The sequence below is a fragment of the Bradyrhizobium sp. genome (genome assembly GCF_019242285.1).
In the GTDB taxonomy this organism is placed as follows: domain Bacteria; phylum Pseudomonadota; class Alphaproteobacteria; order Rhizobiales; family Xanthobacteraceae; genus Bradyrhizobium.
In genome coordinates, this window is record NZ_JAFAVV010000802.1 from 1 (window position 1) to 24,215 (window position 24,215).

Below are 24,215 nucleotides of genomic sequence, written 5' to 3' on the forward strand. Positions count from 1 at the left end.
GCCGAAGGAGGCGCCCACGAACGCCGCGATCACGGTAACGCCAAGCGCGACGCCGCCCCGGCCCTGCTGGGTCATGGGGAAGCCGTCGAGGCAGGTCACCGCGTGCGGGGGATGACAGGGTAGGTTGAGCAGGATCGAGCAGATCGCGCCGCCATACTGCGCGCCGTAGAACACGCCCGAGAGCATCAGGATCGCGCCGACGGGCTTGATGCCGAAGGTCAACGGCAACAGCACGGAGATGGTGGCGAGCGGTCCCATGCCCGGCAGCACGCCGACCATGTTGCCGACCAGCACGCCGACGAAGCACCACATCAGGTTCTGCGGCTCCAGCGCGACGCCGAAGCCGTACCAGAGATCACTCAGAGCAGTCGCAAGCATCAATGACCCCAACGAAACAGCGGAAATGGCACCTTGAGCACGTAGGAGAACAGCAGCGAGCCGCCGATGGTGATGCAGGCCGCGAGCAGGAGCGAGCCCTTCAGCGTCGCGGTCCGGTCGCCGAAGGCCGAGACGAACACGCACATGAAGGTCGCTGCGACCATGCCGAGCCAGTAGCCGAAGGCGATGAACATGATCGGACCGGCCAGGATGCAGGCCCAGCCGCGCCACTCCATGCTTTCGGGAAGGATACGCTCACCTTCCGCAAGCGGGGTGACGACGCCGGCGCCGAAGATCAGCATGCCGACGAAGGTCAGAAGGACGCCCAGGATCAGGGGGAACATGCCCGGGCCCATATGCATCAGCGAGCCGAGGTCGTAGGTCATCGAATTGAGGGTCACGCCCGCGCCGAGCAGGATCATGGTCAGCCCGGCATAGAAGTCCTTCTTGTGCAGCAAATTCTCCAACGACGGTCCTCCCTGACCCGATACGCCGTTCTGGCTTTGACTTAACGAAAGGCCCGCCCGAATTGGGCGGGGCCGGCGCCATCCAAAACCGATCTAGCACGGATTCAGGGATCGGGCACCAGCCCCGGGGAATGGATCGCTGCACGGAACGCAGCCGTGCAGGCGAATTGTCGCAGGCTGGGTTACCGCCAGTGAAACAGCTACGACCTGCCGCGATGGAGACGCGGATTCACATCAGGCCATCGCTCAACGTGGCCTCTGCAGCGGCCTGCCATCGACATCCGCGCATGGCAGTCCAAGATGGGCGAGCACGGTCGGCGCGACGTCGATGACGCGGCCCGGCGCATCACGGACGGCGCCGGCGGCAAAGCCGGCCCCCGAAATCATCATGAAGGGTGACTGCTCGTAGCGGCCGAGACCGCCATGCTGGCCGCATCCGAGCCGGTCCGCCTTGCCCTGCGCAGGCTTCGCGGCGAGGCTCGAACCGAGAATGCCGAACGCGTTCGGCGTCTCGCTCGCGCGCATCGATACCGCAACAGCCAGCGCGGCGTCAGGCGCCTGCCCCACCTCCATGAGCTCGCCCGGGCCGAAGACCCGGCCGGCCCAGCCGCATCCATCAAGGAATGTCCGAATGTTCGACACACGATCGGCATGGTCGGGATGGACGTAAATGAGAACTGACGTCCCGTTCGATGCGGCAACGACGTCGCCGGAGGCAGGGCTCGCCTTGAGGCCGGCGGCGATCAGCTCCGCATCGACATCGATCACGCCATCGACGGTCTGGTGACCGTGATCCGATCCGACACACAGCAATACGTCATCGCCGGCGGCACTTAGCCGCGCCACCGCGTCGATGACGAGCCCGGCATGGGCGTCGGCAGCCGCCAGCACCGCGAGATGTGCGGGCGAGCCCAGCGCCATCTCATGCTGGATGTGGTCGGGCTCGCCGAGCCAGAGCACCGAGAGCGCCGGACGCCGCCGCGTCAGCACCTCATCGATGAACCGCTCGGTCATGCGGCGATCGCCCGCCACGTCCAGGGTGACGTCGAGATGATCGCCGTCGGCCACGGGGGTCCGGCCGGGACCGAAGCTGCCGGACCGATGATAGACATGGCCGTAGCCGTCGGGATCATGGGCATAGGCCGCGCCGGGCGAGACGTTGCTGAAGATGATGGCGCCGCCATGCGCGCTCACCCGCTCCGCCAATGTCGGCATCGAAAGCGAACGCCCGGTGACGCGCCGCTTGTGCTGCAGGAAGTCGGGATCACCGGCATCGCGCGCGATCAGCCGGCCATCCTCCAGCAGGGCGACCGAGTTGCCCTGCAAGCCGTGACGTGCCGGGAAGCATCCGGTTGCGAGGCTCGCCGACACGACCCGGGTGCAGGAGGGAAACATCGTCCGATAATCCGCGAACCGTTCGGCCTCGGCCTCGAAGCGCTTGAGCCGAGGCGTGAGCTCGGCGGAGATCATGTCGCTGCGCAATCCGTCCGTGGTGACGATGACGGCGCGTTTCATGCGGGCTCCGAGATGTTTTCCAGAACGACGACACGAGACAACCAGGCGGCGATCGGCAATAGTCTTGCATCCGCTCCGCGCGGCCCGATCAATTGCACGCCGATCGGCAGCCCGCTGGCGCCACGCAGCAACGGCAACGAGACCGCCGGCAGCCCCGCGAGACTCCAGGGCATGCACATCGCGCCAGAGCCGGGCTCCGAGGCATCGGTCGCCTCGCCCAGCGCCGAGAGCGTGATCAGCGCATCGCAGGAAGCAAACAATGCATCAGCCGCCGCTGCAACATCATCCGCAACGCGGTCGAACGCAAGCCGGTCGGCCGCGCTCAACCGGGCGCCGGCAGCGATCAGATCGCGCAGCGGCGCGCAATAGCCGGCGCGCACGGCCGCAGGCATCGCGCCGAAACGGTCGGCCAGGTCCGCAGCCAGGAGCCCGTGCGTGATCTGCTCCGCGCGCGCGAACGGAGACGGGAGCGCCAGCGCCTCGACGGGAGCGGCAATTCGCCGAATGAGCCGGGCCAGCGCTTCCCACGCATCGGCCGCGACCCCCGGCCGGGCCGGGCCGCGCACCAGGCCCAGGCGCTTCGGTCGCCGCGGCACCAGCGGTGGCTCGAGCCCGGCGCAAAAGACCGAGGCGAACAGTGCGAGATCGTCGACCGAGCGCGCCAGGAAACCGATATTGGCCAGCCGCGGCACCAGAATGTTCGACCCGCTCATGCTGGTGAAGCCGGGTGATGGCTTGAATCCGAACGCGCCGCAGAATGAGGCCGGCAGCAGAGTGGACGCCGTGTGCTGGGTGCCGAGCGCGAGCGGCACCATGGCATCCGCCACGGCCGCGGCCGAGCCCGCCGACGAGACGCCGGCCGAGCGGGCCGGATCGTGCGGGTTGCGGCAGGAGGTCGGCGCATACATGCCGAACTCCGAGGTCACGGTCTTGCCGATCACGATCGCGCCCGCCGCGCGCAGCGCCGCCACCGCGTCGGCGTCGCGCTCCGGACGGCGGCCACGCAGGCTGCCACTGCCATATTCGGATGGCATGTCCGCGGTGTCGAACACGTCCTTGACGCCGACCGGCAGGCCATGCAGCGGCCCAAGTGCCGCGCCCGCGCGCTGGCGCGCATCCGCCTCGCGCGCCTGCCGGAGAGCTCCGTCGCGATCGAGATGAGACCACGCCCCGACCGACGGTTCGCGCACGGCGATCCGCGCCAGGCAGGCTTCGACCAGCGCAAGCGAGGACAGTCGCCGGCCCCGGATGGCCTGCGCCGCATGCGCGGCGGAGAGCCGGTTGGCTTCGCCCAGGAGAATCTCGGCCATCCTCACTGGGTCTTCGTTTCGCCCGATGCCCCGGCGCAACCCGACTCGGCGGCGCTGCGGAAGGCGTTCGCCGCCGGAATCGTGGCGACCTTCTCATAATAGTCCCAGGGGGCGCGGCTCGCCGCCGGTGCCTTCACGCGGTAGATGCCGAGATCGTAGACGACGCGGCCATTGGCCTGCATATGCGCCTCGCCGCCGAAGCGGTCGACCGGCAGTTGCCGCATCATGCTGTTGACGACGAGGGCGTCGTCGCTGTGGCTGGCCTTGACCGCCTTCAGATAATGCGTGACGGAGGCGTAGACGCCGGCCTGCTCGCGCGTCGGCATGCGCCCGTGCCGCTTGTAAAACCGTTCGGCGAACGCGCGGGTGCCGGCGCTGTCGTCCCAATAGAAGCCGGTCGTGATGATCATCCCCTGGGCTACGTCGAGGCCGAGGCTGTTGACGTCGGTGACGAAGGCGTGCAGCGCCACCAGCCGCTGACCCTTGTCCCCGATGCCGAACTGGCTCGCCTGCTTGATCGCATTGACGGTGTCGGCGCCGGCGCTGGCAAGCGCGATCACCTGCGCCTGCGAACTCTGCGCCTGCAACAGCGGCGAGGCGAAATCCGCCGTGTTCAGGGGATGCCGCACGCTGCCGACGACCTTGCCGCCTTGCGCCTCGACCACCTTCGTCGCATCGCGCTCGAGGTCATAGCCGAAGGCGTAGTCGGCAGTCAGGAAGAACCAGGAGCGCAGCCCCTGCCCGGTCAGCGCCGCGGCGGTGCCGCGCGCCAGCGCATAGGTGTCGTCGGTCCAGTGCGACACATAGGGCGAGCAGCGCGAGCCCGTGATCTCGGCACTGGCCGCACCCGACACCAGCAATGCGCGCTTCTTCTCGGTCGCGAGCGTCATCAGTCCGAGCACGGCGCCGGTGTGTGGCAGATCGACGATCGCATCCACGCCGCGGCGGTCGAACCATTCGCGGGCGATGTTGAGCGCGACGTCGGGCTTGTTCTGGTGATCGGCAGTGATGATTTCGACCGGCACGCCGTCGACCGCGCCGCCGGCCTCTTCGACGGCCATCTTGGCGGCGATGACCGAGCCGGGCCCACCGACGTCGGAGACGACGCCGCTCTGATCGCCCATCACGCCAATGACGATCTTGTTGTCGGAAAACGCGCCCTCGGCTTGTGCGCAGCATGACCAGAGGCAAGCGACCAAGAGCGGTGCGATCCAATGACGGCGCATGCGAAAGCTCCCCATTCTGTTTCGGCAGGAGCATAGTCTCCCGCCGCAACACATTTGTGACGATATTGGTACATTTGTTCCAAGCAGCGGCCACTGGGCGCTGAGCGCCGACCGCGCTATGGCTGGCGGGAATCGGAGGCATGATGAGCATTGACCGCGACGATCCGGATGACGGCTTCGACGCCGCGCTGGCAGCGCGGATCTGCTGGCATTATTTCAAGGAGGGCCAGACCCAGGACGCGATCGCGAACCGGCTGAACCTCACCCGCAAGCGCGTCAACCGCATGCTCGGCGAGGCGCGCGAGCGCGGGCTGGTCCAGATCACGATCCAGCCGCCGCTCGGTGCCTACAGCGAATTGGAGGCGCGGCTGATCGCGCTGTTCGGACTGCAGCAGGCGATCGTGGTACCCTCGCCGATCAGCGACGCCGACGTGCGCGCCATGGTCGGCGCCGCCGCGGGCGAGTTCGTCTCCGCGCAACTCGCAGCCGGCGCGTCGCTCGGCATCACCTGGGGCGGCACCATCAACGCCGCCGCGCAGGCGATCCGGCGACGGAGCGGGCAAGGCAACAGCGTGGTGCTGCTGTGCGGCGGGCTGGCCGAAAGCACCTCGATCAACCCCTATGACAACGCCTCGATGATGGCACGCGCGCTCGACGCGCGTTGCCATTATCTCACCGCGCCGATGTTCGCGGCCTCCGCGAAGCTTCGCGAGGCGCTGGCGGAGAGCGAGCCGATCCGATCGGTGCTGGCGATGGTTCCGAAGCTGGACATGGCGCTACTCAGCGCAATCGATCTCACCGAGCAGTCCAAGGCGCTGGAGTATGGCGTGATCTCCCGCGCCGACTGGCGCTCGTTGCGCGCGGCCGGCGCGGTCGGCGACATCTGCGGCCACTATCTCGACGCGGACGGAGGACCGGTGCAGCACCCGCTCACGGGCCGCGTCGTCCATCCGCCGATGAAGTCGCTGCAGGCAATCCCGCGCCGCGTGCTCGCCGCCGGCGGCCTCGCCAAGGTCGCCATCATCCGCGCCGCGATCAAGGCCGGGCTGTGCCACGTGCTGATCACCGACGAGGCGGCGGCGGCAGCACTGGTGGAGCGCTGAGGCACTCGGATTGAGACGACGGAATTTCCGCTGTTGATGCTACATCACATCTCTGCGTGTCGGGTCGGAGCGCCAAATTACACGCAAGCGTCCAGTTGAATCCGTTCCTATGTCGAGGTCTGTAACAACGGCGGCCTGTTCTATGAAGCGATGGGCCGCCCCGCCGAGGCGATCGCCGATTTCCGCAAGGCGCAATCGATCGACTCGGCCAGCAACAGACTGCTCCGCATGCTCGGTTTCCGACCACGTGACGCGAAGCCGCCCGCAGCGAGAATGTCTGCAGGTGGCTCGCCGTCGCCGCGGCAGCCCGCGGCCAGGTACCTAATGAACCGGATCCAGCACGACCACCGGTATCTCGCGCTCGGTCTTGAGTTGATAGTCAGCGTAGGGCGGCCAAAATTCGAGCGCCTTTTTCCAAAGCCGGAGGCGTTCTTCGCCCGCCGCCGTCCTGGCCCGTGCATTCAGCTTCTCAGTCCCGACCTGTAGCTCGACGTCTGGGTTCGCGAGAATGTTGCGATACCACCCCGGGTGTTGGGGCGCGCCACCCTTCGACGCGACGACGAAGTAACTGCCGCCATCCGTTCCATAAAACAGCGGGAATATGAACTTGTCACCAGACTTGCGACCGGTGGTGGTCAGCAGCAGTGCCGGCGCCGTGATCTCACCTTGCTGCGGCAGGGTTACCTTGTACATGTGCCCGTCGGTTCCGCCGCTCGCGAGATAGCGGTTCGCATGCTCGAGCATCCAGTCCGGCAGGTTCGGAGCGAGTTTCGCTTCAGCCATCGTGTCCTCCTTCAAAGCTGCAGGGAACATATCATCGGATGACCGATCGGCCAATTCCGGCTTCACGAGCAAGCCGGTTTGGCGCTTGTTAAGCGAAGCAGCGTTGCGATCGATCAGTCGGCTTGCGTCCCGGATCACGCTTCCCGCAGATCGCTCCACTGCATAGCGCGTGAATCGCGGCGGCTCTTCAGCCTGCTTTGCGACGCGCTGTCGGAGCAGGCGATCACCATGCCAAGGAGTGGGGGGCGCGCGGTTGGCAGTCGGGCTTACGGCTGTCGAAAAGATGACAGATCGGAGAGATTGATCGATGGACAGATTCACTCGGCGAGCCGAAGCATCGGGCTGGCTTTCGGTGCGCCTGAGCAGAACAGGCCAGCTCACTTCTCTATGCGAGTATACGCAGGTGAAGGTCATCCGTGAAACCAATGGACGAACTTACTTCACCATCACCGATGGATCACTTGCAGTTGGTGAAGAGGCGTCGCTCACCATGGCGAATGCCGCAAGATATTTGTCGGCGGACGGGCCCCGCGGCGCGGTGTCGGTTGTCGTCACATACGCCGGTGCACCGGCAGAGGAGGTTTCGGCGTTCAAAGGCAGGCTGAGACAGCAATGGGCGAATCTGTCCTTCGGCGGCCAGACCGCGACCGTGACGCTGAACAGCATCTGGAACGGCAGTTTTCAGCCCATTGCCGCTGGAACGCATGCCATCCTGGTACCGGACTATTCCCATAAGGCGATTTCGACAGCCGGGTATGCCGCGGCAACTCCCGGCATGATAGGAAATGACGTCTGGTTTCCGATCGGGCTCCTGGGGTCGAGCAGCAACAGCAGTCGGTATATCCACGTCGGACACCTGTCCGAGGGTTGCGTGACTGTGCATCAACTGGAAAAATGGACCGCACTCTACGAATTTCTGATATCACATCGCGTCGAGAACTCGGCCGGCAAGACCGGGGCCGACCACGTTGCCGCGGATGTCCGCCGGCCCCATTCCACCGCGATCTGCCGCGACCGCATGATGAAACCGGTCTTGCTGGCCAATGTGCGTTGGGGAGAGACTTATTGTGCCCCAGCGGCCGACGGCATTTGACGTGCTGTAAAGACAATAAATTAACGGGGGGAAAAGCAAGTCCCCAAATGGCGCTCCCGGCTTAACCTGACCCTCTTCAACAAGACATTAAGACTCCGATCACCGTATCGAGACCAATGACAAGCATTTCCAATTGTCTGCCATGTCGCTCAGCCTTCGAAATCGCGTGCGTCAGTACTTCACCTGGCGTCCGGTGCCTGCGGCCGCATCCATCGGGATCGCGCTCGCAGTTTCGATCGCCTTTGCGGCCGTTCTGCTGGTCCGCCATCAGCGCGACCGCGAGATCGCCAATAACACCGGTGACCTCGCGACTTACGCCATGATGCTTTCGGCACACCTCGAAAGCTCCTTTGCGGTTCTCGAGGCGGTGCAGAACGGGGTACTGGATCAACTGCACGGCGAGAATGTCGCGAATGAGCAGCAATTTGTCAGCCTGGTTTCGACCCTTGCCATGCATGACGTGCTGACGGCGCGTGTCGCCGCGATCCACTATGTAGGTGGGCTGACACTGGTTGACCGGCGGGGCATGCTGGTGAACTCGACGTACTACTGGCCCATGCCCTATCGTGATCTCTCGGACAGGGAATATTTCAGCGTCCTGAGCGCCCGCGACGGCCCCGATCGATTCATCACAAAGCCGATCAGGAATCGGGCCAACGGCGAATGGACTGTCTACGTGGCCCGTCGAATCAGTTCTCCCAACGGAGATTTCCTGGGAATTCTTCTCGGTGAGATAAACTTTTCGTATTTCCAGGCCTTCTTTTCCCAAGTCGCGCCACAACCGGACGCTGTGGTGTCGATGTTTGATCTCGGCGGCGTCATGCTCGTTCGCCAACCGGCAGTCCCGGGCATTGTCGGGACGGCGCCGAATACGGGCGCCTATCGGCTGTTGGCCAGGGGAATCGATCGCGGGACGACGCGTAACGCCAGCCCGGTTGATCACACCGATCGGATCATCGCGATCGATCGTCTTCCACATTATCCGATGGTCGTGAGCGTCAGTCGCTCGGTGGACGCCATTTTGCAGCCCTGGCGCGAGCAGCGACAGTACATTATCATCGCCAGCGTCCTGCTGGAGTTGGCGCTTGCCGCATGTATTGCGCTGGTTTTGCGTCACCTCAAGGGCCGCGAGCGGTTGAGGGCCTTGGAGGCGTCGCTCGTCAAGGCGGAGGTCGATCGCGCCGTTGCAGCGGAAAGCGTGCGCTTCAACGTCGCCGTGAACGCCATGGCTCAGGGTCTGTGCATGTTCGATCGAGATCATCGACTGACGGTCTCCAACCCTCGTTTCAAGGAGATGTTTGGACTTCCATCCACGCTGATGACCAGCGGCTCACCTCTTGCTGCTCTCATCCGGGGTGCGGTCGCGAACGGTTCCGTCTCGATCGAGAACTTTCGCCAACTCAGGGATTCCTTTCAGAGCGCAAGCGATCTATCTCATGCGACGTCGACGACATGGGACATCAGCGACGGGCGATCGCTGCTTGTCACCCTCGATCGCATGCCGGACGATGGATGGCTGATGACGGTTGCGGACGTCACGGAGCGTCGACGAGCCGAGGCCCAGATCGCCCACATGGCTCGGCACGACGGCTTGACCGGCTTGTACAACCGAACGGAGTTTCGAGACCGCCTCGAAACGGTTGCTCGGCTTGCAGCCCGAGACGTGCCGCATGCGGTGTTGTTCCTCGATCTGGACCACTTCAAGACTGTCAACGACACGTGGGGGCATCCAATCGGCGATGCGCTGCTGCAAGCCGTCTCGTCGCGCATCCGCCATTGCTGCCGTGATACCGATGTCATCGCCCGCCTCGGAGGCGACGAGTTCGCGATCATTCAACCTCTCGATCCAGATCCGTCGCGAGCGGGAGCGCTGTCTGAGCGTATCATCGGTGAGCTTGCTCGTCCCTTCGATCTGGCTGGGCATCAGCTCCATATCGGCTGCAGCATCGGAATTGCGCTCGCACCCGACGATGGCAATGAGTCGGACAAGCTGCTCAAGTGCGCTGACCTGGCGCTCTACAAGGCGAAGTCGGACGGACGTAACTGCTTCCGGTTCTTTGAACCCACCCTGGATGAGGCGCTGCAGCGCCGTCGCGTCCTGGAGCTGGATTTGCGACATGCCGTCGCGAACAATGAATTTCAGTTACACTATCAGCCGCTCATCGAAACGCGGTCCAGGCAGGTCTGTGCGTTTGAGGCTCTGCCGCGGTGGTATCGGCCGGACGGTTCGACCATCCCTTCCAGCGACTTCATCCCGGTTGCGGAGAAAATGGGTCTGATCCATTCGCTGGGACGTTGGGTGCTGGCCACAGCTTGCCGCGAAGCAAAGAAATGGCCGGTGAACATTTCCCTCGCCGTCAATCTATCGCCGGTCCAATTCACCGGGCGTGACCTGGTTGACGACGTTCGCAAAGCCCTCGATGCGTCCGGCTTGGCCCCGCAACGGCTTCAGCTCGAGATCACGGAAGGCCTATTGCTGGAGGACGCCGCAGAAACCGTGTCAACGCTGCACCAATTGAGAGATCTGGGTATCTGCATCGCGGTGGACGATTTCGGATCTGGCTATTCGTCGTTGAGCTATTTGCTCAAATTCCCATTTGACAAGGTGAAGCTCGATCGATCGCTCATCACCGACGTGGGCAGACGTGATCAGCGCGATATCGTCGTTCAATCCATCATCACCATGTGCAACGGCCTCGGAATGCGGACGACTGGCGAGGGTGTCGAGACGCCGGAGCAATTGACATTCCTTCAGAAGCATGGTTGTACCGAGGTCCAGGGCTTCCTGATCAGTAAAGCCGCCCCGGGAAAGCAGGTGCCTGGACTGCTCGCAGAGCTCAGCGGTTCAGCGGAGCGGCTTGAAAGGCGGTCCAAGCTGGTGACGGCGTGAAAGATCGGACAATCCGGGCGAAGCCGTAGGGTGAGCTAAGGCGCGGTCGCCCTAGCTCGCAGAGCGAAGACGGACGCGCCGTGCCCACCATCATCAGCACGGCTTTTGAATGGTGGGCACGCTTCTTCCTTCATGGCGAACTCACTTGCACCTGGCCGCTTAGCCCACCTGCCGATCCCTTGATGCAGTAACACCGTTCAGTCACTCATATCCGGGGCGCGGCATCATGCTCATCAGCATCTGGGTGTAGCCGCCGTCGACCACGATCTCGTCGCCGCTGACATAGGAGGCGCGGCGGCTCGCCAGGAACAGGATGGCGTCGGCGATGTCCTGCGGCTGGGCGATGCGGCGCATCGGCACCAGCGCGCTGCGCCGTTCGCGCACGCCGGGCGTCGCGTAGAAGGCCTGGCTCATCGGGGTCTCGACGAGACCGGGGCTGACCACATTGCTGCGGATGCCTGCCGGTCCCCATTCCACCGCGATCTGCCGCGACAGCATGATGACCCCGGTCTTGCTCGCGGAATAGGCGCCGCTCTGCGCCTGCGGCTGCGAGCCCGCGATCGAGGCGACGTGGACGATGGCACCGCCGCCCTTGCCGCGCATCTGCACGCCGAACGCCTGCGCGCAAAGGAGGTAGCCGGACAGGTTGACCGCCAGCAGTCCGTTCCATTCGGCGAGCGACAGCGTCTCCAGCGCGCCCGGCCGCAACAGCCCGGCATTATTGACGAGGATGTCGCAGGGGCCGGCCGCGGCCTTCGATTTCTCTGCCACAGCCGTAACTGCAGCAGAATCGGAGATGTCGCAGGGAAAGGCAAGCGCGCGGCCGTTCTGGACCTGCGACACCGCACGCGCAGTCTCCTCGAGTTCCTGCTCATTGCGATCGAGCAGCACGACCTGAACGCCGGCCTGTGCAAAACTGACCGCGGTGGCGCGGCCGATGCCGCCTGCGGCGCCGGTGATCACGCAGAGCTTGCCGGCAAGGCCGAGCCAGTCATTCGATGCAGTGGTCATGGTTTTCTCCCGTTTGGCCGTCTTGTCGCGGCCGTTTGCTTCACACTCCTCGCGCGAACGGAAATCGCCATCCAAGCTCCGTCAGCCGCGCGAGCCCGTCCGAAATGCCACCCGCGGGATCCGGCGCAATCATTTCCAGCACCACCGGTCCAGCAAATCGGTGCTGCGCCAGAATCTTTGCGACGGCGGCGAAATCGATGTCGCCCGAGCCGATCGGATCGTGGCGCCAGGCGCCGCGCGGCGTGTCGGAGAGATGCACGACCGCAACCCGTGGCGCGAGCCGCGCGAAACCAGCGACCGGCTCCTCCTGAATCGCGAACGCATTGGCGACGTCATAGATCACGTCGATGTCGTCATAGCATTCGCGCGCGAGAAAATCCTCGATCTGGCCGGCGCTCGCCAGCATTCCCTGCGGATGATTTTCCAACAGCAGCCGCACGCCGTGGCGCGCCGCATCCGCATGGACCGCCGCGAAGGCGCGACGGAAGCCGTCCATCAAGCGCGCACTCGCGTCCGGAAACAGCGCATGGCGGCGGCCCGAGCCGATGCAGACCGCGGGTGAGCCGAGCTCGACCGCGCGCCGCACCGCGCGCAGGTAGGCATCGACCGCAAACGCGGTGACGTCGGCGGACGGGCTTGCGAGATTGATGTCGGAGGAGGCGAGATCGAGTGCGAGCAGCTTCAGACCATGACGGTCGAGCGCGGCGCGCAGCGCTCGCGTGCGTCCTGCATCCTCCGCCCACGGGTCGAAATGAGGCGGCGTCGCCAGCAACTGCACGGCGTCGCAGCCGAGCGCGGCAATGGCGTCGATGGCGGCCGCCGGATCGTGGCTCCAGATGAAGCCGAAGGTGTGCGCGCCGAGCGAGGCGACCTGCATCACCAACGGCCCTCGCGATACCACGCCACGGTCTGCGCGATACCCTCGCGCAGGCTCGTGCGTGGGAGACCGCCCAGGACACGATCGAGATCGTCAGCGGCGACCGCCGCCGGCATCAACAATGCGGGCCCTTTGCAGGCGATCCGCGCCTCCGGCGCCGCGCGATGGATTTCCGCGATGACCTCTTCGTTCGACGCGGAGACGCCGTTGAGGTTGAAGACGTGAACCCCGTCCGGCTCATGCATCACCGCGGCTTCATAGGCCGCGGCGACGTCGTCGACATGGATCAGGCCCGCGGTGCCGGTGTAGCCGATGGTATAGGCCTCACCGTGCGCGGCGGCACGGCAGGCGAGCGTCGGGCCTGCGGTGAGCCCGGTCTCGCGCCCCGGACCGTAGACGATGTAGGGCCGGAAGCCGATGCTGGCGAGGCCGTGATCGTTGAAATAGCTGCGCGCACTGCCCTCGCAGGCGAGCTTGAAGGTGCCGTAATGCGATTGCGGCAGCGGCGCGCTGCCGCTTCCGGGGCCAAACACGCCGGCGCTGCTGGTATAGACGATGCGTGCGATGCGATGGGCGCGGGCCGCCTCGAACACGTTCAACGTGCCGATCAGGTTGATCTGCGCGCCGCGCAGCGGATCGGCCGCGCAGTCCGGCGTCAGCACGCCGGCGAGATGCACGATCGCGTCGCAGCCGTCGGCAGCGGCACGAACGTCATCGGTCGAAACGATGTCGCCGACCCGCCAATCGGCTGCGGCCGCCGTTTTCTCGCCGGCAATGGCCGCAACCAGCCGCCGATCATCCTTCACATCGAAGATGCGCAAGCTGAACCCGCGCGCGGCGAGCCGGCGCGCGATCCAGGCGCCGAGGAAACCCTTGCCGCCGGTGATCAATACGCGCATCGGCATCTCCAGCACAAATCAGCTCGCGGACGTGACGAAGAAATTGGCCGGCCGCACGATGCGGCGGCCGAGCCCGGGCGAGGCGATGATCGCGAGCGCAAGCTCGGCTGCTGCGGCCGTCACCGCCGGCGCCAGCTCCAGCATCCGCGGCTCCGTCAGGCGGATATGGGGACCCGCGATCACCACCGCCCCCACGACTTCGCCCGTCGAGGGATCGCGGATCGGCGCTGCAATCGCGTTCATCCACGGCGTATAGGTCTGCACCACCAGCGCAAAGCCGCGCTCGCGCGCCTGTCTCAGATATTTCAGCAGCGCGGATTTCGACTCAGGCGCGCGCGGCCCGTAATCCTTGCGCAAGCCAAAGCCCTGCTTCTCGACCAGCGCCAGCGCCGCGTCCTCCGGCAGGCAGGACAGCCAGGCATGGCCGCAGGCCGAGCAGGACAATCGCCCGACCTGGCCCATGTCGGGGTCGTAGCGCAGGCCGAACGGCGAGCCCTGCGCCTTTGCGACCCAGACCAATTCGCGGCCGTCGATCAGCGCCAGCCGCACCAGCTCGGCGGAGTCCTGCGCCAGCCGGTCGAGGATCGGCTGCGCGAAATCGGTGACGCCGCTGCCGGCGAGGAACGTGAAAGCGAGCGAGGCGAGCCGCGTGGTCAACTGATAGGCGCCCTGGTGGCGCTCTTGCCGCACATAGCCGTGCTCGATCAGCGCTGACAGCACACGGTGCGTGGCGCTGCGTGGAATCTGCAGCCGATCGGCGATCTCGAACAGCGGCAGACCCTGCGCATTCGCGGCGAGCAATTCGATGACCCCGAGCGTGCGCTCGAGCAGGCCGTGCGGCGGCGCATCGGCTTCAGCGTCAGGGTCGGAGGTGGCGAGCGATTGTGGGGACATCGATTATTCCTGCGACGGGACGGACGTTGCCCTTCGTCCGTCGCCGTCCCGACGATGCGCGCGCAGGCTCCGGTCGTCAAGCGAAACTGGAATCCAATTCCACTTTGCTGTTGCGTTTGGATTTCCGTTCCCCTTAGATGCCCGTCGCTTCCGCGCCAGGCTGGAGGCACAATGACGGACACAGAACCAAACAACACCGTCGCGGGGAGGATGCATGACCGAGGCAACGATCAAGAATAGCTCGACCGCCGCGCGCTTCGGCCGGATCGGACGGCGCAGCCTGCTGCTCGGCGGCGCGGGCCTCGCGGCGTCGCGGCTTGCCACACCGTTCATCGGCAATGCCGAGGCCGCCGAACCGATCAGGATCGGCATGGTCTGGGCCAAGACCGGTCAGATCGTCGACCAGGCGGAATATCTCGCGCAAGGCGGCATGCTGGCGCTGGAGCAGCGCAACAACATGCTGCTCGACCGGCCCTGCGAGATCGTCTGGCTCGACGAGCCCAATCCTCAAGGCGCGCAGCAGAGCGCGGAGCGGCTGATCGGCGAGTACAAGGTCGCCGGCATCGTCGGCGGCGCGCTGTCCTCCTTCGCGCTCGCGATCTCCGCCGTGGCCAAGAAATCGAAGATCCCCTATGTCGCCGCCAATGCCGCGACCGGCGCGCTGACGGGCGCGTCCTGCAACAAGTATACCTTCCGCCTGCAGCCGCCGGTCGACGTGCACACCCGCGTGCTGGCGCCCTATTGCGCCAATCTCGGCAAGAAATGGTACCTGCTGACGGCGTCCTATGCGTTCGGCCAGGACATCAAGAAGGCGTTCTCCGACTACATCAACGCCAATGGCGGCACCGTGGTCGGCGCCGACGAAGCACCGCTCAACACCGCCGATTATTCGTCCTACATTTTGAAGATCCGCGCCGCCAAGCCCGACGTCGTCATCGGCGGCGTGTCGGCGAGCGACCTCACCACCTTCCTGAAGCAGTGGAACGAGCTCGGCATGCGCGGCAGGATTCCGTTCGCCGAGATCGCGGTCGGCAATACCGACCTCTGGGGCGTGGGTCCCGAGGCCGCCGACGGCCTGTTCACGTTGACCTGGTACTACAAGAACCCGAACAATCCGCCGGAGGAGCAGGCGATGGCGGCGGCCTATGAGAAGAAGTACAACCGCCCGGCCGCGGACAAGGCCTGGATGGGCTGGATGGGCATGAAGTCGCTGCTCGATTCGATCGAGGCTGCGAAATCCACCGAGCCCGCCGCGATCGTCAACGCGCTGGAAGCCTGGAACGTCAAGCGCGGCGACCTCTCGCTCGGCTACCGCCCGTTCGACCACCAGATGGTCAACCGCCTGCTGGTCGCCGGCATCAAGCCGAGCATCACGGACAAGTGGGACTATTTCGACATCAAGGCCGAGCTGCCGGCGACGACGGCCGATATCGAGAAGGCCTATGGCACGCAGGCGGAGTCCGCCTGCAAGATGGATTCGCTCTGACGCCGCGCGCCCGGCGTCGTCCGGGCGCAGCCACTCCAGTTGCGTAGCGGAGGAATCCGACCATGTTCGACATGATCGTCTCGCAGGCCGCCAACGGCCTGGTGCTCGGCTTCCTCTACGTGCTGATCGCGGTCGGGCTGTCGATCATCTTCGGCATCCTCGGCATCGTCAATTTCGCGCACGGCGCCTTCTTCGCGCTCGGCGCCTATCTCGCGCTGGTGCTCGGCCGCCAATTCGGCTGGGGCGCGGCGCTATTGGCGCCGCTGATCGTCGGTGCGATCGGCACGATCGTCGAGCTCACGCTGATCCGGCAGCTCTATCACAAGGAGCCGCTGCTCGGTCTCATTCTGACATTTGCGCTGGCGCTGCTGATCGAGGCGATCCTGCGCCTGACCTTCGGCGGCGCCTCGATCCCGTTCAGCGCGCCGAAGCTGTTTTCCGGCTTCGTCGAGTACGGCCCGATCCTGATCACCAAATATCGCCTGACGGTGCTGGCCGTGACGGTCGTCGCCCTGATCGCGTTCTGGGCCTTCATGGCATTCACGCCCTATGGCCGCATCATCCGCGCCGGCTCGCGCGATGCCGAGATGGTCGGCCTGCTCGGCATCAACCTGCCGATCCTGCTCTCGGCCGTGTTCGGCCTCGGCTGCCTGCTCGCGGGGCTCGCCGGCATGCTGGCCGCACCGCTCTGGACCATCAACCCGTCGATGTCGGCCGGTGCGATCATGCCGGCCTTCGTCATCGTCACCATCGGCGGGCTCGGCTCCTATGCCGGCGCGATCGTTGCGGGCCTGATGGTCGGCGTCGTCACCGCCGTGACCATCCAGTTCTTTCCGGACTGGTCGAATGCCGCGATGTACATCCTGATGGCCGCCGTGCTGCTGGTCAGGCCTCGCGGCCTGTTCGGCGAGCGCTGGGAGCGGTTCGAATGAAGCCCGCCACCGTTCTCACCCATCCCGTGCTCTGGATCGCGGTGGCGCTGGCCGCGCTCACGGCGCTGTGGTCGGCGCTGAACGCGCCGGTTTCGCTGATCACGATGATCGCGATCTATACGCTCTACGGCGCCGGGGTGAACCTGCTGGTCGGCTATACCGGCCTGGTGCCGTTCGGCGCCTCCGTCTTCTTCGGCTGCGCGAGCTATGTCGCCGCATTCCAGATCATGGCGCGCCTCGGCAACGAGATTTCCGCCGTGATCCTGTCGATCCTGTTCTCCATGCTGCTGGCGCTCGCCATCGGTGCGCTGATCCTGCGCCGCCGCGGCCTCTATTTCTCGCTGCTGACGCTCGCCTTCTCGCAGATCGCGTTCGAGATCGCCTTCAAATGGACCTCCGTCACCGGCGGCGAGAATGGCATGCAGGGCATTTCGCGCAGCGTGTTCGTCTCCGATCGCGCCTATCACGGCTTCGTGGTCGTCGTCGTGCTGATCGGCATGTGGCTGCTGTGGCGGCTGGCGCATGCGCCGTTCGGCCGCGTGCTGCAGGCGGTGCGCGACAACGAGCAGCGGGCGCGCTCGATCGGCTACAACGTCTACCTGGTGCGGCTCGGCGGCATGGTGCTGATGGCCGCCGCGATCGGCTGCGCCGGCGCGCTGCTGACCTTCCAGCTCCAGGGCGTCTATGCCGACAATCTGAGCTGGCAGCATGCTGGCGACAGCCTGCTGATGACCGTGCTCGGCGGCGTGCATCATTTCCTCGGTCCGTTGTGGGGGGCGATCGCCTTCACACTGTTGCAGGACCGCCTCTCGGCCATCACCGAGAACTGGTGGCTGATCTTCGCGCCGATCCTGATCGCATTCGCGCTGCTGTCACCCGAGGGCATGCAGGGCCTCGCTCAGCGCATCCTGCGCCGCGAGCGCTGGACCCTGACCCGCAACACCATTCCCGCGCGCCCCGCGATCATCAAGCCGTACGAGAGCGCCGCGCTCGCGATCGACCGCGACAAACCGATCCTGACCACGGAGGCCGTGTCAAAACGGTTCGGCAGCCTCGTCGTCGCCGCCGACATCAACCTGGAGATCCGGCCCTTCGTGCTGCACAGCCTGATCGGGCCGAACGGCGCCGGCAAGACCACCTTCTTCAACATGCTGGCCGGCGTCTTGTCGCCGAGCTCGGGCCGCGTCTTCTTCGAGGGAGAGGAGATCACCCGGCTGCCGATCCATGTCCGCGCCCGGCGCGGCATCAGCCGCTCGTTCCAGATCCTCTCGATCTTCGAGAATTTGACGGTGTTCGAGAACGTCCGTATCGCGGTGCAGGGACAGAGAATCGGCGCCCGCGGCCTGTTCTTCGACGCCTACGCCAGCGAGGAGATCAATGCCCGCACCTGGTCGATCCTCGACGCGGTAGGCCTCGCCGATCGCGCCGCCGAGCCGAGCGCGATGCTGCCGCACGGCGCCAAGCGGCTGCTCGAGATCGCGGTGACGCTGGCGGTGGATTCCAAGCTGCTGCTGCTCGACGAGCCTTTGGCGGGCCTCGCCGAAGCCGACCGCGTCGTGGTCGCCGCACTGATCCGGAAGCTCGCCGAGCGGCACGCCGTGCTGCTGATCGAGCATGACATCGACCGCGTGCTCGCGATCTCCGACCGCATCTCGGTGCTGCACCAGGGCCGGATCATCGCCGATGGCCGGCCGGCCGAGGTCGCCGCCAATCCCGATGTTATCGCCGCCTATCTCGGCACCAAGGACACCGGCGAGCGCGCCGCGCCGCCGGCGCCGGAGCGCCGGGCACACGCCACCGCGAACGTGCTGCTGCGGGCAAACGACATCGCCGCCGGCTACAGCGGCAGCACGGTGCTGAGCAAGGTGAACCTGGTGGTGCACGAGGGCGAGGCGGTCGCCCTGCTGGGCCGCAACGGCGTCGGCAAGACCACGACGCTGTCCGCGCTCACCGGCCGCATCGCGCTGTCCTCCGGCGAGATCAGCTTTGCCGGAGAGCGCATCGACCGGATGCGCACCTACGAGATCAACCGGCTCGGCGTCGCGCTGGTGCCGGAAGGCCGCCGCCTGTTCCCCAACCTGACAGTTCTGGAAAACCTTCAGCTCGCCGCGCGCTCCGGCGGCCTCGGCATCGAACAGGCGTTCGAGCTGTTCCCGCGGCTCTCCGCGCGACAGAAGGCGAAAGCCGAAAACATCTCGGGCGGCGAGCGGCAGATGGTCGCGATCGCCCGCGCGCTGATGGTGCCGAGCCGATTGATCTTGCTCGACGAGCCGTTCGAGGGATTGGCGCCGGCTGTCGTCAACGAGGTGATGGCGGCGCTCAACAAGTTGCGCGGCCGGGTCGCGATGGTGATCGTCGAGCACCATGCCGAGACGGTGCTGCCGATCGTCGACCGCGCCTATGTGCTGGTCAACGGCACCGTCGCCTTCGAGGGCGATGCCGGCCTGCTCGAACGCGATCGCGAATTGCAGGAGCGCCTGCTCGGCGTCGTGCAGGCCGACAGCGTCCGCGCCGCCGCCTCCTGAGCACGCATGGAAATGCAGGGCTATCGCATATGGAAAGAACGAAGCAATTGGGCTCACCCTCCCCTGGAGGGGGAGGGTCGGCACGCGATCGAGCGAAGCGAGATGCGTGCCGGGGTGGGGTGACGGTCTCTCCGTATCAGACAGTTTGCGCGCGGAAGCATCACCCCACCCCGGCTCACATTCCGCTTCGCTTCATGTGAGCCGACCCTCCCCCTCCAGGGAGGGTGACCGATCGTGCCGATGGTTCGAGCTTGTGTCCTGCATGGAAATGATAGCATGAAACTGAACCTCACCGGCGCGACCCGCCTCAATCTCGTCATCGGCGATCCGATCGCGCAGGTGCGGGCGCCTGTCGGCATGACGCAGGCCTTTGCCGAGTCCGGCCACGACGCCATCGTGGTGCCGGTCCAGGTCGCACCCGCCGATCTCTCCGGCTTCCTCGACGTGGCGATGCAGCTGAAGAATCTCGACGGCATCATCGTTACGGTGCCGCACAAATTCGCCTGTTACGCGCGCTGCGCCTCCGCCACCGACCGCGCGAGCTTCATCGGCGCCGTCAACACCATGCGCCGCCGCGCGGACGGACAATGGCATGGCGAGATGGTCGATGGCCTCGGCTTCGTCGGAGCAGCAAAGGCGAAAGGCGTCGACCCCGCGGGCATGCACGCGCTGCTGACCGGCGCGGGCGGCGCCGGATCGGCGATCGCTCTGACGTTGATCGATGCCGGCGTGCGCGAGCTCGCGATTCATGATGCGGACATCGCCCGGCGCGACCGGCTGATCGAGCGCCTCAACACGCGCGGCAAGGGCCGCGTCGTGATCGGATCGGCCGATCCGACCGGTTTCGACTTTGTCGGCAATGCCACGCCCGCCGGCATGAACGAAGGCGATCCGCTGCCGATCGATGTCACGAAGCTGAAGGCCTCGACCTATGCCGGCTGCGTGATCACCAAGCCGGCGGTCTCGCCCTTCATCGAAGCCGCGCGCGCAATCGGCTGCGTCACCTCGACCGGCACCGACATGTATGAGAGCCTGCAGAGCGGCATGCTGGACTTTCTCCTGTTCAGGGATGCCGGATCGTGAGGCGATGATCACGCCCCTCGACGGCATCGCCGACGATTCGCGTTTCGACGTCATCGTGATTGGCGCCGGCGCCGCCGGCATGGCCGCCGCTCTGTTCGCCGCCATCGAAGGGGCCAAGGTGCTGCTGGTCGAGCGCACCGACCATGTCGGCGGCACCAGCGCCCTGTCCGCCGCCAGCGCGTGGGTGCCGAACACCCATCACGCCAAGGAGTTGCCGGGCGAGGATTCGCTGGACAAGGCCCGGCGCTTTCTCGACGGTACCGTGGGGAATCATTCATCCGCAACCCTGCGCGAGGCGTTCCTGCGCTCAGGTCCCGAGGCTATCGCGACCCTCGAAGCCAACTCCGAGATGAAGTTCCGGCCCTACGCGCTTCATCCCGATTACGAGCAGCAGGTCGAGGGCGCGACTTTGCGCGGCCGCGCGCTGGAGCCCGTTCCGTTCGATGGCCGCAAGCTCGGCAAGGCGTTGGCCCATCTGCGTCCACCGATTCCCGAGTTCACCATTTTCGGCGGCATGATGGTGGACCGTACCGACATCGGCCATCTCCTGAATGCCGGCAGGTCGGCAAAATCCTTTGTCCACGCCGCCCACATTCTTGGTCGCTACGGTCTGGACAAGCTTGCCGGCCGGCGCGGGACGCGGCTGGTGATGGGCAATGCGTTGACCGGCCGCTTCCTGTTCTCGCTGGAGCAGCGCGGTGTGCCGATCGTGCTGAATACGGAAACGACATCGTTCATCACGGAGGCAAGCTCGGTCCGTGGCGTCGTGCTCCAAAGCGGTCAGACGGAGCGAAAACTTCGCGCCGGCGCAGTCGTGCTCGCGGCCGGCGGCTTCGGCCGCCATCCGACCCGGCGCGCGGAGCTGTTTCACCAGCCGACGCCGCTCCATAGCCCCGCTGCACCCGGCCACACCGGCGCGATGCAGGACCTCGCGCTCGCCCTCGGCGCCCGGCTTGGCACCGGCAATGCCGACAACGCGTTCTGGACGCCGGTCTCGGTGCGCAAGCGCCGCGACGGCACCACCGCGGTGTTCCCGCATTTCGTGCTCGACCGCGCCAAGCCCGGCACGGTCTGCGTCAACCAGAACGGCGAACGCTTCACCAACGAGGCGGACTCCTATCATCTGTTCGGCCGCGCGATGTTCGAGGCCAACAAGACCACGCCGACCATCCCCTGCTTCATCATCGCCGACGCCATGGCCTTGCGGAAATACGGCCTCGGCATGGTGCGGATGCGGACGCGGAACATCGCGTCCTATCTCGCCGACGGCTATCTCGTCGAGGGTGACACGATCGCGGCCCTGGCGGCGAGGCTGAACATCCCACCGGCCAATCTCGAACGCACCATCGCGAGGATGAACGAGTTCGCCAGGACCGGCGCCGATCCCGACTTCGGCCGCGGCACCACCGATTATCACCGCGCCCATGGCGATGCGGCGCACGGCCCCAACCCGACGCTCGGCCCGATCTCGACCGCGCCGTTCTACGCGGTGCGGCTCTACCCCGCCGACATCGGCGGCGCGACCGGGCTCGTCATCGACGAATGGGCGCGTGTGTTGAAAGCGGACGACACGCCGATCGGCGGGCTCTATGCCTGCGGCAACGATGCCAATTCGATCATGGGCGGCACCTATCCGGGGCCCGGCATCACCATCGGTCCCGCGATCGTGTTGGCCTATCGCGCGATCCGCAGCGCGCTCGGCAAGACGCATGACCATTCTTAAGGAGAAGCAAGCATGACCCGCGTTCTCTCGCTCGCCTATCTCACCGGCACACCGCTGCCGCCGCCCGAAATGATCGCGCTCGCCGAGAAGCTCGGTTACGGTGCCGTCGGCCTGCGCGCGATGGCGGCGCTGCCGGGCGGCGATTTCGACCCGCTGATCCAGGACAAGGCCATGCGGCGCGAGACCATCGCGCGCATGAAGGCGACCGGCGTCGGCGTGTTCGATGTCGAGATCGTTCGCATCGCTGCCGATTTTGCGCTCGAACGCTTCCATCCCTTTCTCGAGCTCTGCGGCGAGCTGGCCGCCAAGGCGATCCTGGTCGCCGGCGACGATCCCGATGAAGGCCGCTTGACGGCCTCCTACGCCGCCTTCTGCGACGCCGCGGCACCCTATGGCCTGACCGCCGATCTCGAATTCATGCCGTGGACCAAGGTGCCCAATGCCAGGACCGCCTTGCGCATCGTGCAGGCGGCCGCTCGACCGAATGGCGGCATTCTGGTCGACGCGCTGCATGCGGCGCGCTCAGCCACGACGCTCGACGACCTCACCGCCATTCCGCGCGCGCTATTGCATTACGCGCAAATCTGCGACGCGCCGACACCCACGCCAAAAACGGACGACGAGCTGATGTTCACCGCGCGCCACGCGCGGCTCCTGCCGGGTGACGGCGGCATCGATCTCGCCGGCATCTTCGCCTGCCTGCCCTCCGACCTGCCGGTCAGTGTCGAGATTCCCAACGACGTCGCAAAGGCGCGGCTCGGCCCCGAACGCTGGTCGCAACAGGCGCTGGACGCGACAAAAGGCGTGCTTGGGCTCTGACAATTCAAGATTGCATCGCGGCCATACGGCCTGTCATCGTGCGCAATCCGTAGGGTGGGTTAGCGGCGGCGTTCGCTCGCAAGAGCGAAGGCTGCCGCGTAACCCCACCAGCCCTTGCGCGCACGATCAAGACAGCGGGTTACGCGCCGCTTTCGCTCTTGCGAGCGAACGCGCCGCTAACCCACCCTGCCGTTCAAGCAATGCCGCCGCGCACCGGGCGGGCTTGCTGGCGGCGCCCGTCTGCTTCAATTATGCGCGCTGCAAGAGCGTCCAGCCTGTCCTCGAGTTTTACCGATGCATGACACTTCCATTCCGTCCGCTAATATAGGCACGGCCGTCGACGAGGCGATCCGCTCGCGCCAGTCGGTGCGCGGCTTCCTGCCGTCGCCGGTCGATCGTGCAACCGTCGAGGAGCTGCTGACGCTGGCCGCGCGCAGCGCCAGCGGCAGCAACATCCAGCCCTGGCGGGTGCGGGTCTTTGCCGGCGAGACGCGGCAGCGGCTGACACAGGCGATCCTCGATGCGGTGGCGCGCGACGGCCCGGAGCGTTATCGGCGCGAGCTGAACTACTATCCGGAGCGCTGGCGCGAGCCGTTCCTGTCGCGGCGCCGCAAGGTCGGTTGGGACATGTACGGCCTGATGGGGATCGCCAAGGGCGATTTCGAGGGCACGCAGCGGGCGCGTCTGCGCAACTTCGAGTTCTTCGGCGCGCCGGTCGGCATGATGTTCACCCTCGACCAGGATCTCGAGATCGGCAGCTTCCTCGACCTCGGCATCTACATCGGCACGCTGATGGTCGCGGCGCGCGGCCGCGGCCTCCACACCTGCCCGCAGGCCGCGTTCGCCGATTTCCACGAGATCATCCGGCCGCTGCTCGGCATCCCCGAGAACGAGGTCGTGATCTGCGGCATGGCGCTGGGCCACATCGATCCGGCAGCCCCCGTCAACGCGCTGAAGACCGAGCGCGCACCGCTCGCCGACTTCGCCAGCTTCGACGGATTCTGAGCGGCGGCCTCGGAGTCCAAAGATGCAACAACGAGACCACGAGAGAAGCCGATGGGTGCACTCAAGGGAATCCGCGTCCTCGATCTCGGCACCTTCATTGCCGGACCGCATTGCGCGACCATCCTCGGCGAGTTCGGCGCCGAGGTGATCAAGGTCGAGCCGCCGAAGACCGGCGATTCGCTGCGCCGGCTCGGCA

At 65.9% G+C, this 24,215-nt stretch carries 21 protein-coding genes; 11 read left to right on the top strand and 10 right to left on the bottom strand.

Annotated elements, in window-relative coordinates:
* The 5 genes from JOY90_RS32810 to JOY90_RS32830 form a co-directional block, all read right to left on the bottom strand.
* Positions 1-378, bottom strand: a 378-nt coding sequence (locus tag JOY90_RS32810; RefSeq protein ID WP_291695245.1) for a tripartite tricarboxylate transporter permease, incomplete at its 3' end; no start/stop codon positions are given.
* Entirely contained in the window at positions 378-845 is a 468-nt protein-coding gene (locus JOY90_RS32815) for a tripartite tricarboxylate transporter TctB family protein (protein ID WP_291695246.1), read from the bottom strand. The genes JOY90_RS32815 and JOY90_RS32810, both read right to left, overlap by 1 nt.
* A 246-nt stretch (positions 846-1,091) precedes the next feature.
* Positions 1,092-2,360, bottom strand: a complete 1,269-nt coding sequence (locus JOY90_RS32820; RefSeq protein WP_291695247.1) for an alkaline phosphatase family protein — start codon at positions 2,358-2,360, stop codon at positions 1,092-1,094.
* Positions 2,357-3,670, bottom strand: coding sequence for an amidase (locus JOY90_RS32825; protein ID WP_291695248.1), 1,314 nt, complete (start codon positions 3,668-3,670; stop codon positions 2,357-2,359). Before JOY90_RS32825 ends, JOY90_RS32820 begins: the two co-directional genes overlap by 4 nt.
* Before the next feature lie 2 nt (positions 3,671-3,672).
* Positions 3,673-4,896, bottom strand: a complete 1,224-nt coding sequence (locus tag JOY90_RS32830) for an ABC transporter substrate-binding protein (RefSeq protein ID WP_291695249.1) — start codon at positions 4,894-4,896, stop codon at positions 3,673-3,675.
* Positions 4,897-5,039: 143 nt separating this feature from the next.
* Here JOY90_RS32830 and JOY90_RS32835 point away from each other — a divergent pair, with 143 nt between their 5' ends.
* Positions 5,040-5,999 carry a sugar-binding transcriptional regulator gene (locus JOY90_RS32835; RefSeq protein ID WP_291695250.1) on the top strand — a complete coding sequence of 320 codons (960 nt, stop codon included), beginning with the start codon at positions 5,040-5,042 and terminating at the stop codon, positions 5,997-5,999.
* A gap of 321 nt (positions 6,000-6,320) precedes the next feature.
* Here the strand turns inward: JOY90_RS32835 and JOY90_RS32840 are convergent, their stop codons facing one another.
* Positions 6,321-7,103 (bottom strand): nitroreductase family deazaflavin-dependent oxidoreductase, encoded by a 783-nt coding sequence (locus JOY90_RS32840; protein ID WP_291695251.1) that lies wholly within the window; start codon positions 7,101-7,103, stop codon positions 6,321-6,323.
* Here JOY90_RS32840 and JOY90_RS32845 point away from each other — a divergent pair.
* Positions 7,090-7,875, top strand: coding sequence for a hypothetical protein (locus JOY90_RS32845; protein ID WP_291695252.1), 786 nt, complete (start codon positions 7,090-7,092; stop codon positions 7,873-7,875). The two genes, JOY90_RS32840 and JOY90_RS32845, sit on opposite strands and share 14 nt — an antisense overlap.
* Positions 7,876-8,017: 142 nt before the next feature.
* On the top strand, positions 8,018-10,765 hold the full coding sequence (locus tag JOY90_RS32850) for an EAL domain-containing protein (protein WP_291695253.1): 2,748 nt from the start codon (positions 8,018-8,020) through the stop codon (positions 10,763-10,765).
* 201 nt (positions 10,766-10,966) lie between these two features.
* Here JOY90_RS32850 and JOY90_RS32855 read toward each other — a convergent pair whose 3' ends face one another.
* Genes JOY90_RS32855 through JOY90_RS32870 form a run of 4 tightly spaced genes read right to left on the bottom strand, consistent with a single transcriptional unit; the run spans position 10,967 to position 14,446 of the window.
* Entirely contained in the window at positions 10,967-11,776 is an 810-nt protein-coding gene (locus JOY90_RS32855) for an SDR family NAD(P)-dependent oxidoreductase (protein WP_291695254.1), read from the bottom strand.
* Between the two features lie 40 nt (positions 11,777-11,816).
* Complete coding sequence (locus tag JOY90_RS32860; RefSeq protein WP_291695264.1) at positions 11,817-12,653, bottom strand: sugar phosphate isomerase/epimerase family protein; 837 nt, start codon at positions 12,651-12,653, stop codon at positions 11,817-11,819.
* A complete protein-coding gene (locus tag JOY90_RS32865; protein WP_291695255.1) occupies positions 12,653-13,552 on the bottom strand; it encodes an NAD(P)-dependent oxidoreductase in 900 nt (299 codons plus the stop codon). Before JOY90_RS32865 ends, JOY90_RS32860 begins: the two co-directional genes overlap by 1 nt.
* 18 nt (positions 13,553-13,570) lie before the next feature.
* On the bottom strand, positions 13,571-14,446 hold the full coding sequence (locus tag JOY90_RS32870) for an IclR family transcriptional regulator (protein WP_291695256.1): 876 nt from the start codon (positions 14,444-14,446) through the stop codon (positions 13,571-13,573).
* 214 nt (positions 14,447-14,660) lie between these two features.
* Between JOY90_RS32870 and JOY90_RS32875 the strand changes: the two genes are divergently transcribed.
* The 8 genes from JOY90_RS32875 to JOY90_RS32910 form a co-directional block, all read left to right on the top strand.
* Positions 14,661-15,932 (top strand): ABC transporter substrate-binding protein, encoded by a 1,272-nt coding sequence (locus JOY90_RS32875; RefSeq protein WP_291695257.1) that lies wholly within the window; start codon positions 14,661-14,663, stop codon positions 15,930-15,932.
* A 62-nt stretch (positions 15,933-15,994) separates the two neighbouring features.
* The gene (locus tag JOY90_RS32880) at positions 15,995-16,864 is read left to right on the top strand and encodes a branched-chain amino acid ABC transporter permease (protein ID WP_291695258.1); all 870 of its coding nucleotides are present in this window, start codon (positions 15,995-15,997) and stop codon (positions 16,862-16,864) included.
* Entirely contained in the window at positions 16,861-19,389 is a 2,529-nt protein-coding gene (locus JOY90_RS32885; RefSeq protein WP_291695259.1) for a branched-chain amino acid ABC transporter ATP-binding protein/permease, read from the top strand. Before JOY90_RS32880 ends, JOY90_RS32885 begins: the two co-directional genes overlap by 4 nt.
* 276 nt (positions 19,390-19,665) lie before the next feature.
* The gene (locus JOY90_RS32890) at positions 19,666-20,472 is read left to right on the top strand and encodes a shikimate dehydrogenase (RefSeq protein ID WP_291695260.1); all 807 of its coding nucleotides are present in this window, start codon (positions 19,666-19,668) and stop codon (positions 20,470-20,472) included.
* Positions 20,473-20,476: 4 nt separating this feature from the next.
* Positions 20,477-22,195: an FAD-dependent oxidoreductase gene (locus JOY90_RS32895; RefSeq protein ID WP_291695261.1), complete on the top strand. Its 1,719-nt coding sequence runs from the start codon at positions 20,477-20,479 to the stop codon at positions 22,193-22,195.
* Positions 22,196-22,207: 12 nt separating this feature from the next.
* Positions 22,208-23,014: a sugar phosphate isomerase/epimerase gene (locus tag JOY90_RS32900; protein WP_291695262.1), complete on the top strand. Its 807-nt coding sequence runs from the start codon at positions 22,208-22,210 to the stop codon at positions 23,012-23,014.
* A gap of 294 nt (positions 23,015-23,308) precedes the next feature.
* Positions 23,309-24,019, top strand: coding sequence for a nitroreductase (locus JOY90_RS32905; RefSeq protein WP_291695263.1), 711 nt, complete (start codon positions 23,309-23,311; stop codon positions 24,017-24,019).
* 51 nt (positions 24,020-24,070) lie between these two features.
* Positions 24,071-24,215 (top strand): CoA transferase (locus tag JOY90_RS32910; protein ID WP_291695265.1); only part of this gene is annotated, 145 nt, incomplete at its 3' end.

Bases quoted from the DNA above. Each gene is read 5' to 3' on its own strand.
- JOY90_RS32820 (WP_291695247.1), bottom strand. From the start codon at position 2,360: ATGAAACGCGCCGTCATCGTCACCACGGACGGATTGCGCAGCGACATG.
- JOY90_RS32825 (WP_291695248.1), bottom strand. From the start codon at position 3,670: ATGGCCGAGATTCTCCTGGGCGAAGCCAACCGGCTCTCCGCCGCGCAT.
- JOY90_RS32830 (WP_291695249.1), bottom strand. From the start codon at position 4,896: ATGCGCCGTCATTGGATCGCACCGCTCTTGGTCGCTTGCCTCTGGTCA.
- JOY90_RS32835 (WP_291695250.1), top strand. From the start codon at position 5,040: ATGAGCATTGACCGCGACGATCCGGATGACGGCTTCGACGCCGCGCTG.
- JOY90_RS32845 (WP_291695252.1), top strand. From the start codon at position 7,090: ATGGACAGATTCACTCGGCGAGCCGAAGCATCGGGCTGGCTTTCGGTG.
- JOY90_RS32850 (WP_291695253.1), top strand. From the start codon at position 8,018: ATGTCGCTCAGCCTTCGAAATCGCGTGCGTCAGTACTTCACCTGGCGT.
- JOY90_RS32855 (WP_291695254.1), bottom strand. From the start codon at position 11,776: ATGACCACTGCATCGAATGACTGGCTCGGCCTTGCCGGCAAGCTCTGC.
- JOY90_RS32860 (WP_291695264.1), bottom strand. From the start codon at position 12,653: ATGCAGGTCGCCTCGCTCGGCGCGCACACCTTCGGCTTCATCTGGAGC.
- JOY90_RS32865 (WP_291695255.1), bottom strand. From the start codon at position 13,552: ATGCGCGTATTGATCACCGGCGGCAAGGGTTTCCTCGGCGCCTGGATC.
- JOY90_RS32870 (WP_291695256.1), bottom strand. From the start codon at position 14,446: ATGTCCCCACAATCGCTCGCCACCTCCGACCCTGACGCTGAAGCCGAT.
- JOY90_RS32875 (WP_291695257.1), top strand. From the start codon at position 14,661: ATGACCGAGGCAACGATCAAGAATAGCTCGACCGCCGCGCGCTTCGGC.
- JOY90_RS32880 (WP_291695258.1), top strand. From the start codon at position 15,995: ATGTTCGACATGATCGTCTCGCAGGCCGCCAACGGCCTGGTGCTCGGC.
- JOY90_RS32885 (WP_291695259.1), top strand. From the start codon at position 16,861: ATGAAGCCCGCCACCGTTCTCACCCATCCCGTGCTCTGGATCGCGGTG.
- JOY90_RS32890 (WP_291695260.1), top strand. From the start codon at position 19,666: ATGAAACTGAACCTCACCGGCGCGACCCGCCTCAATCTCGTCATCGGC.
- JOY90_RS32895 (WP_291695261.1), top strand. From the start codon at position 20,477: ATGATCACGCCCCTCGACGGCATCGCCGACGATTCGCGTTTCGACGTC.
- JOY90_RS32900 (WP_291695262.1), top strand. From the start codon at position 22,208: ATGACCCGCGTTCTCTCGCTCGCCTATCTCACCGGCACACCGCTGCCG.
- JOY90_RS32905 (WP_291695263.1), top strand. From the start codon at position 23,309: ATGCATGACACTTCCATTCCGTCCGCTAATATAGGCACGGCCGTCGAC.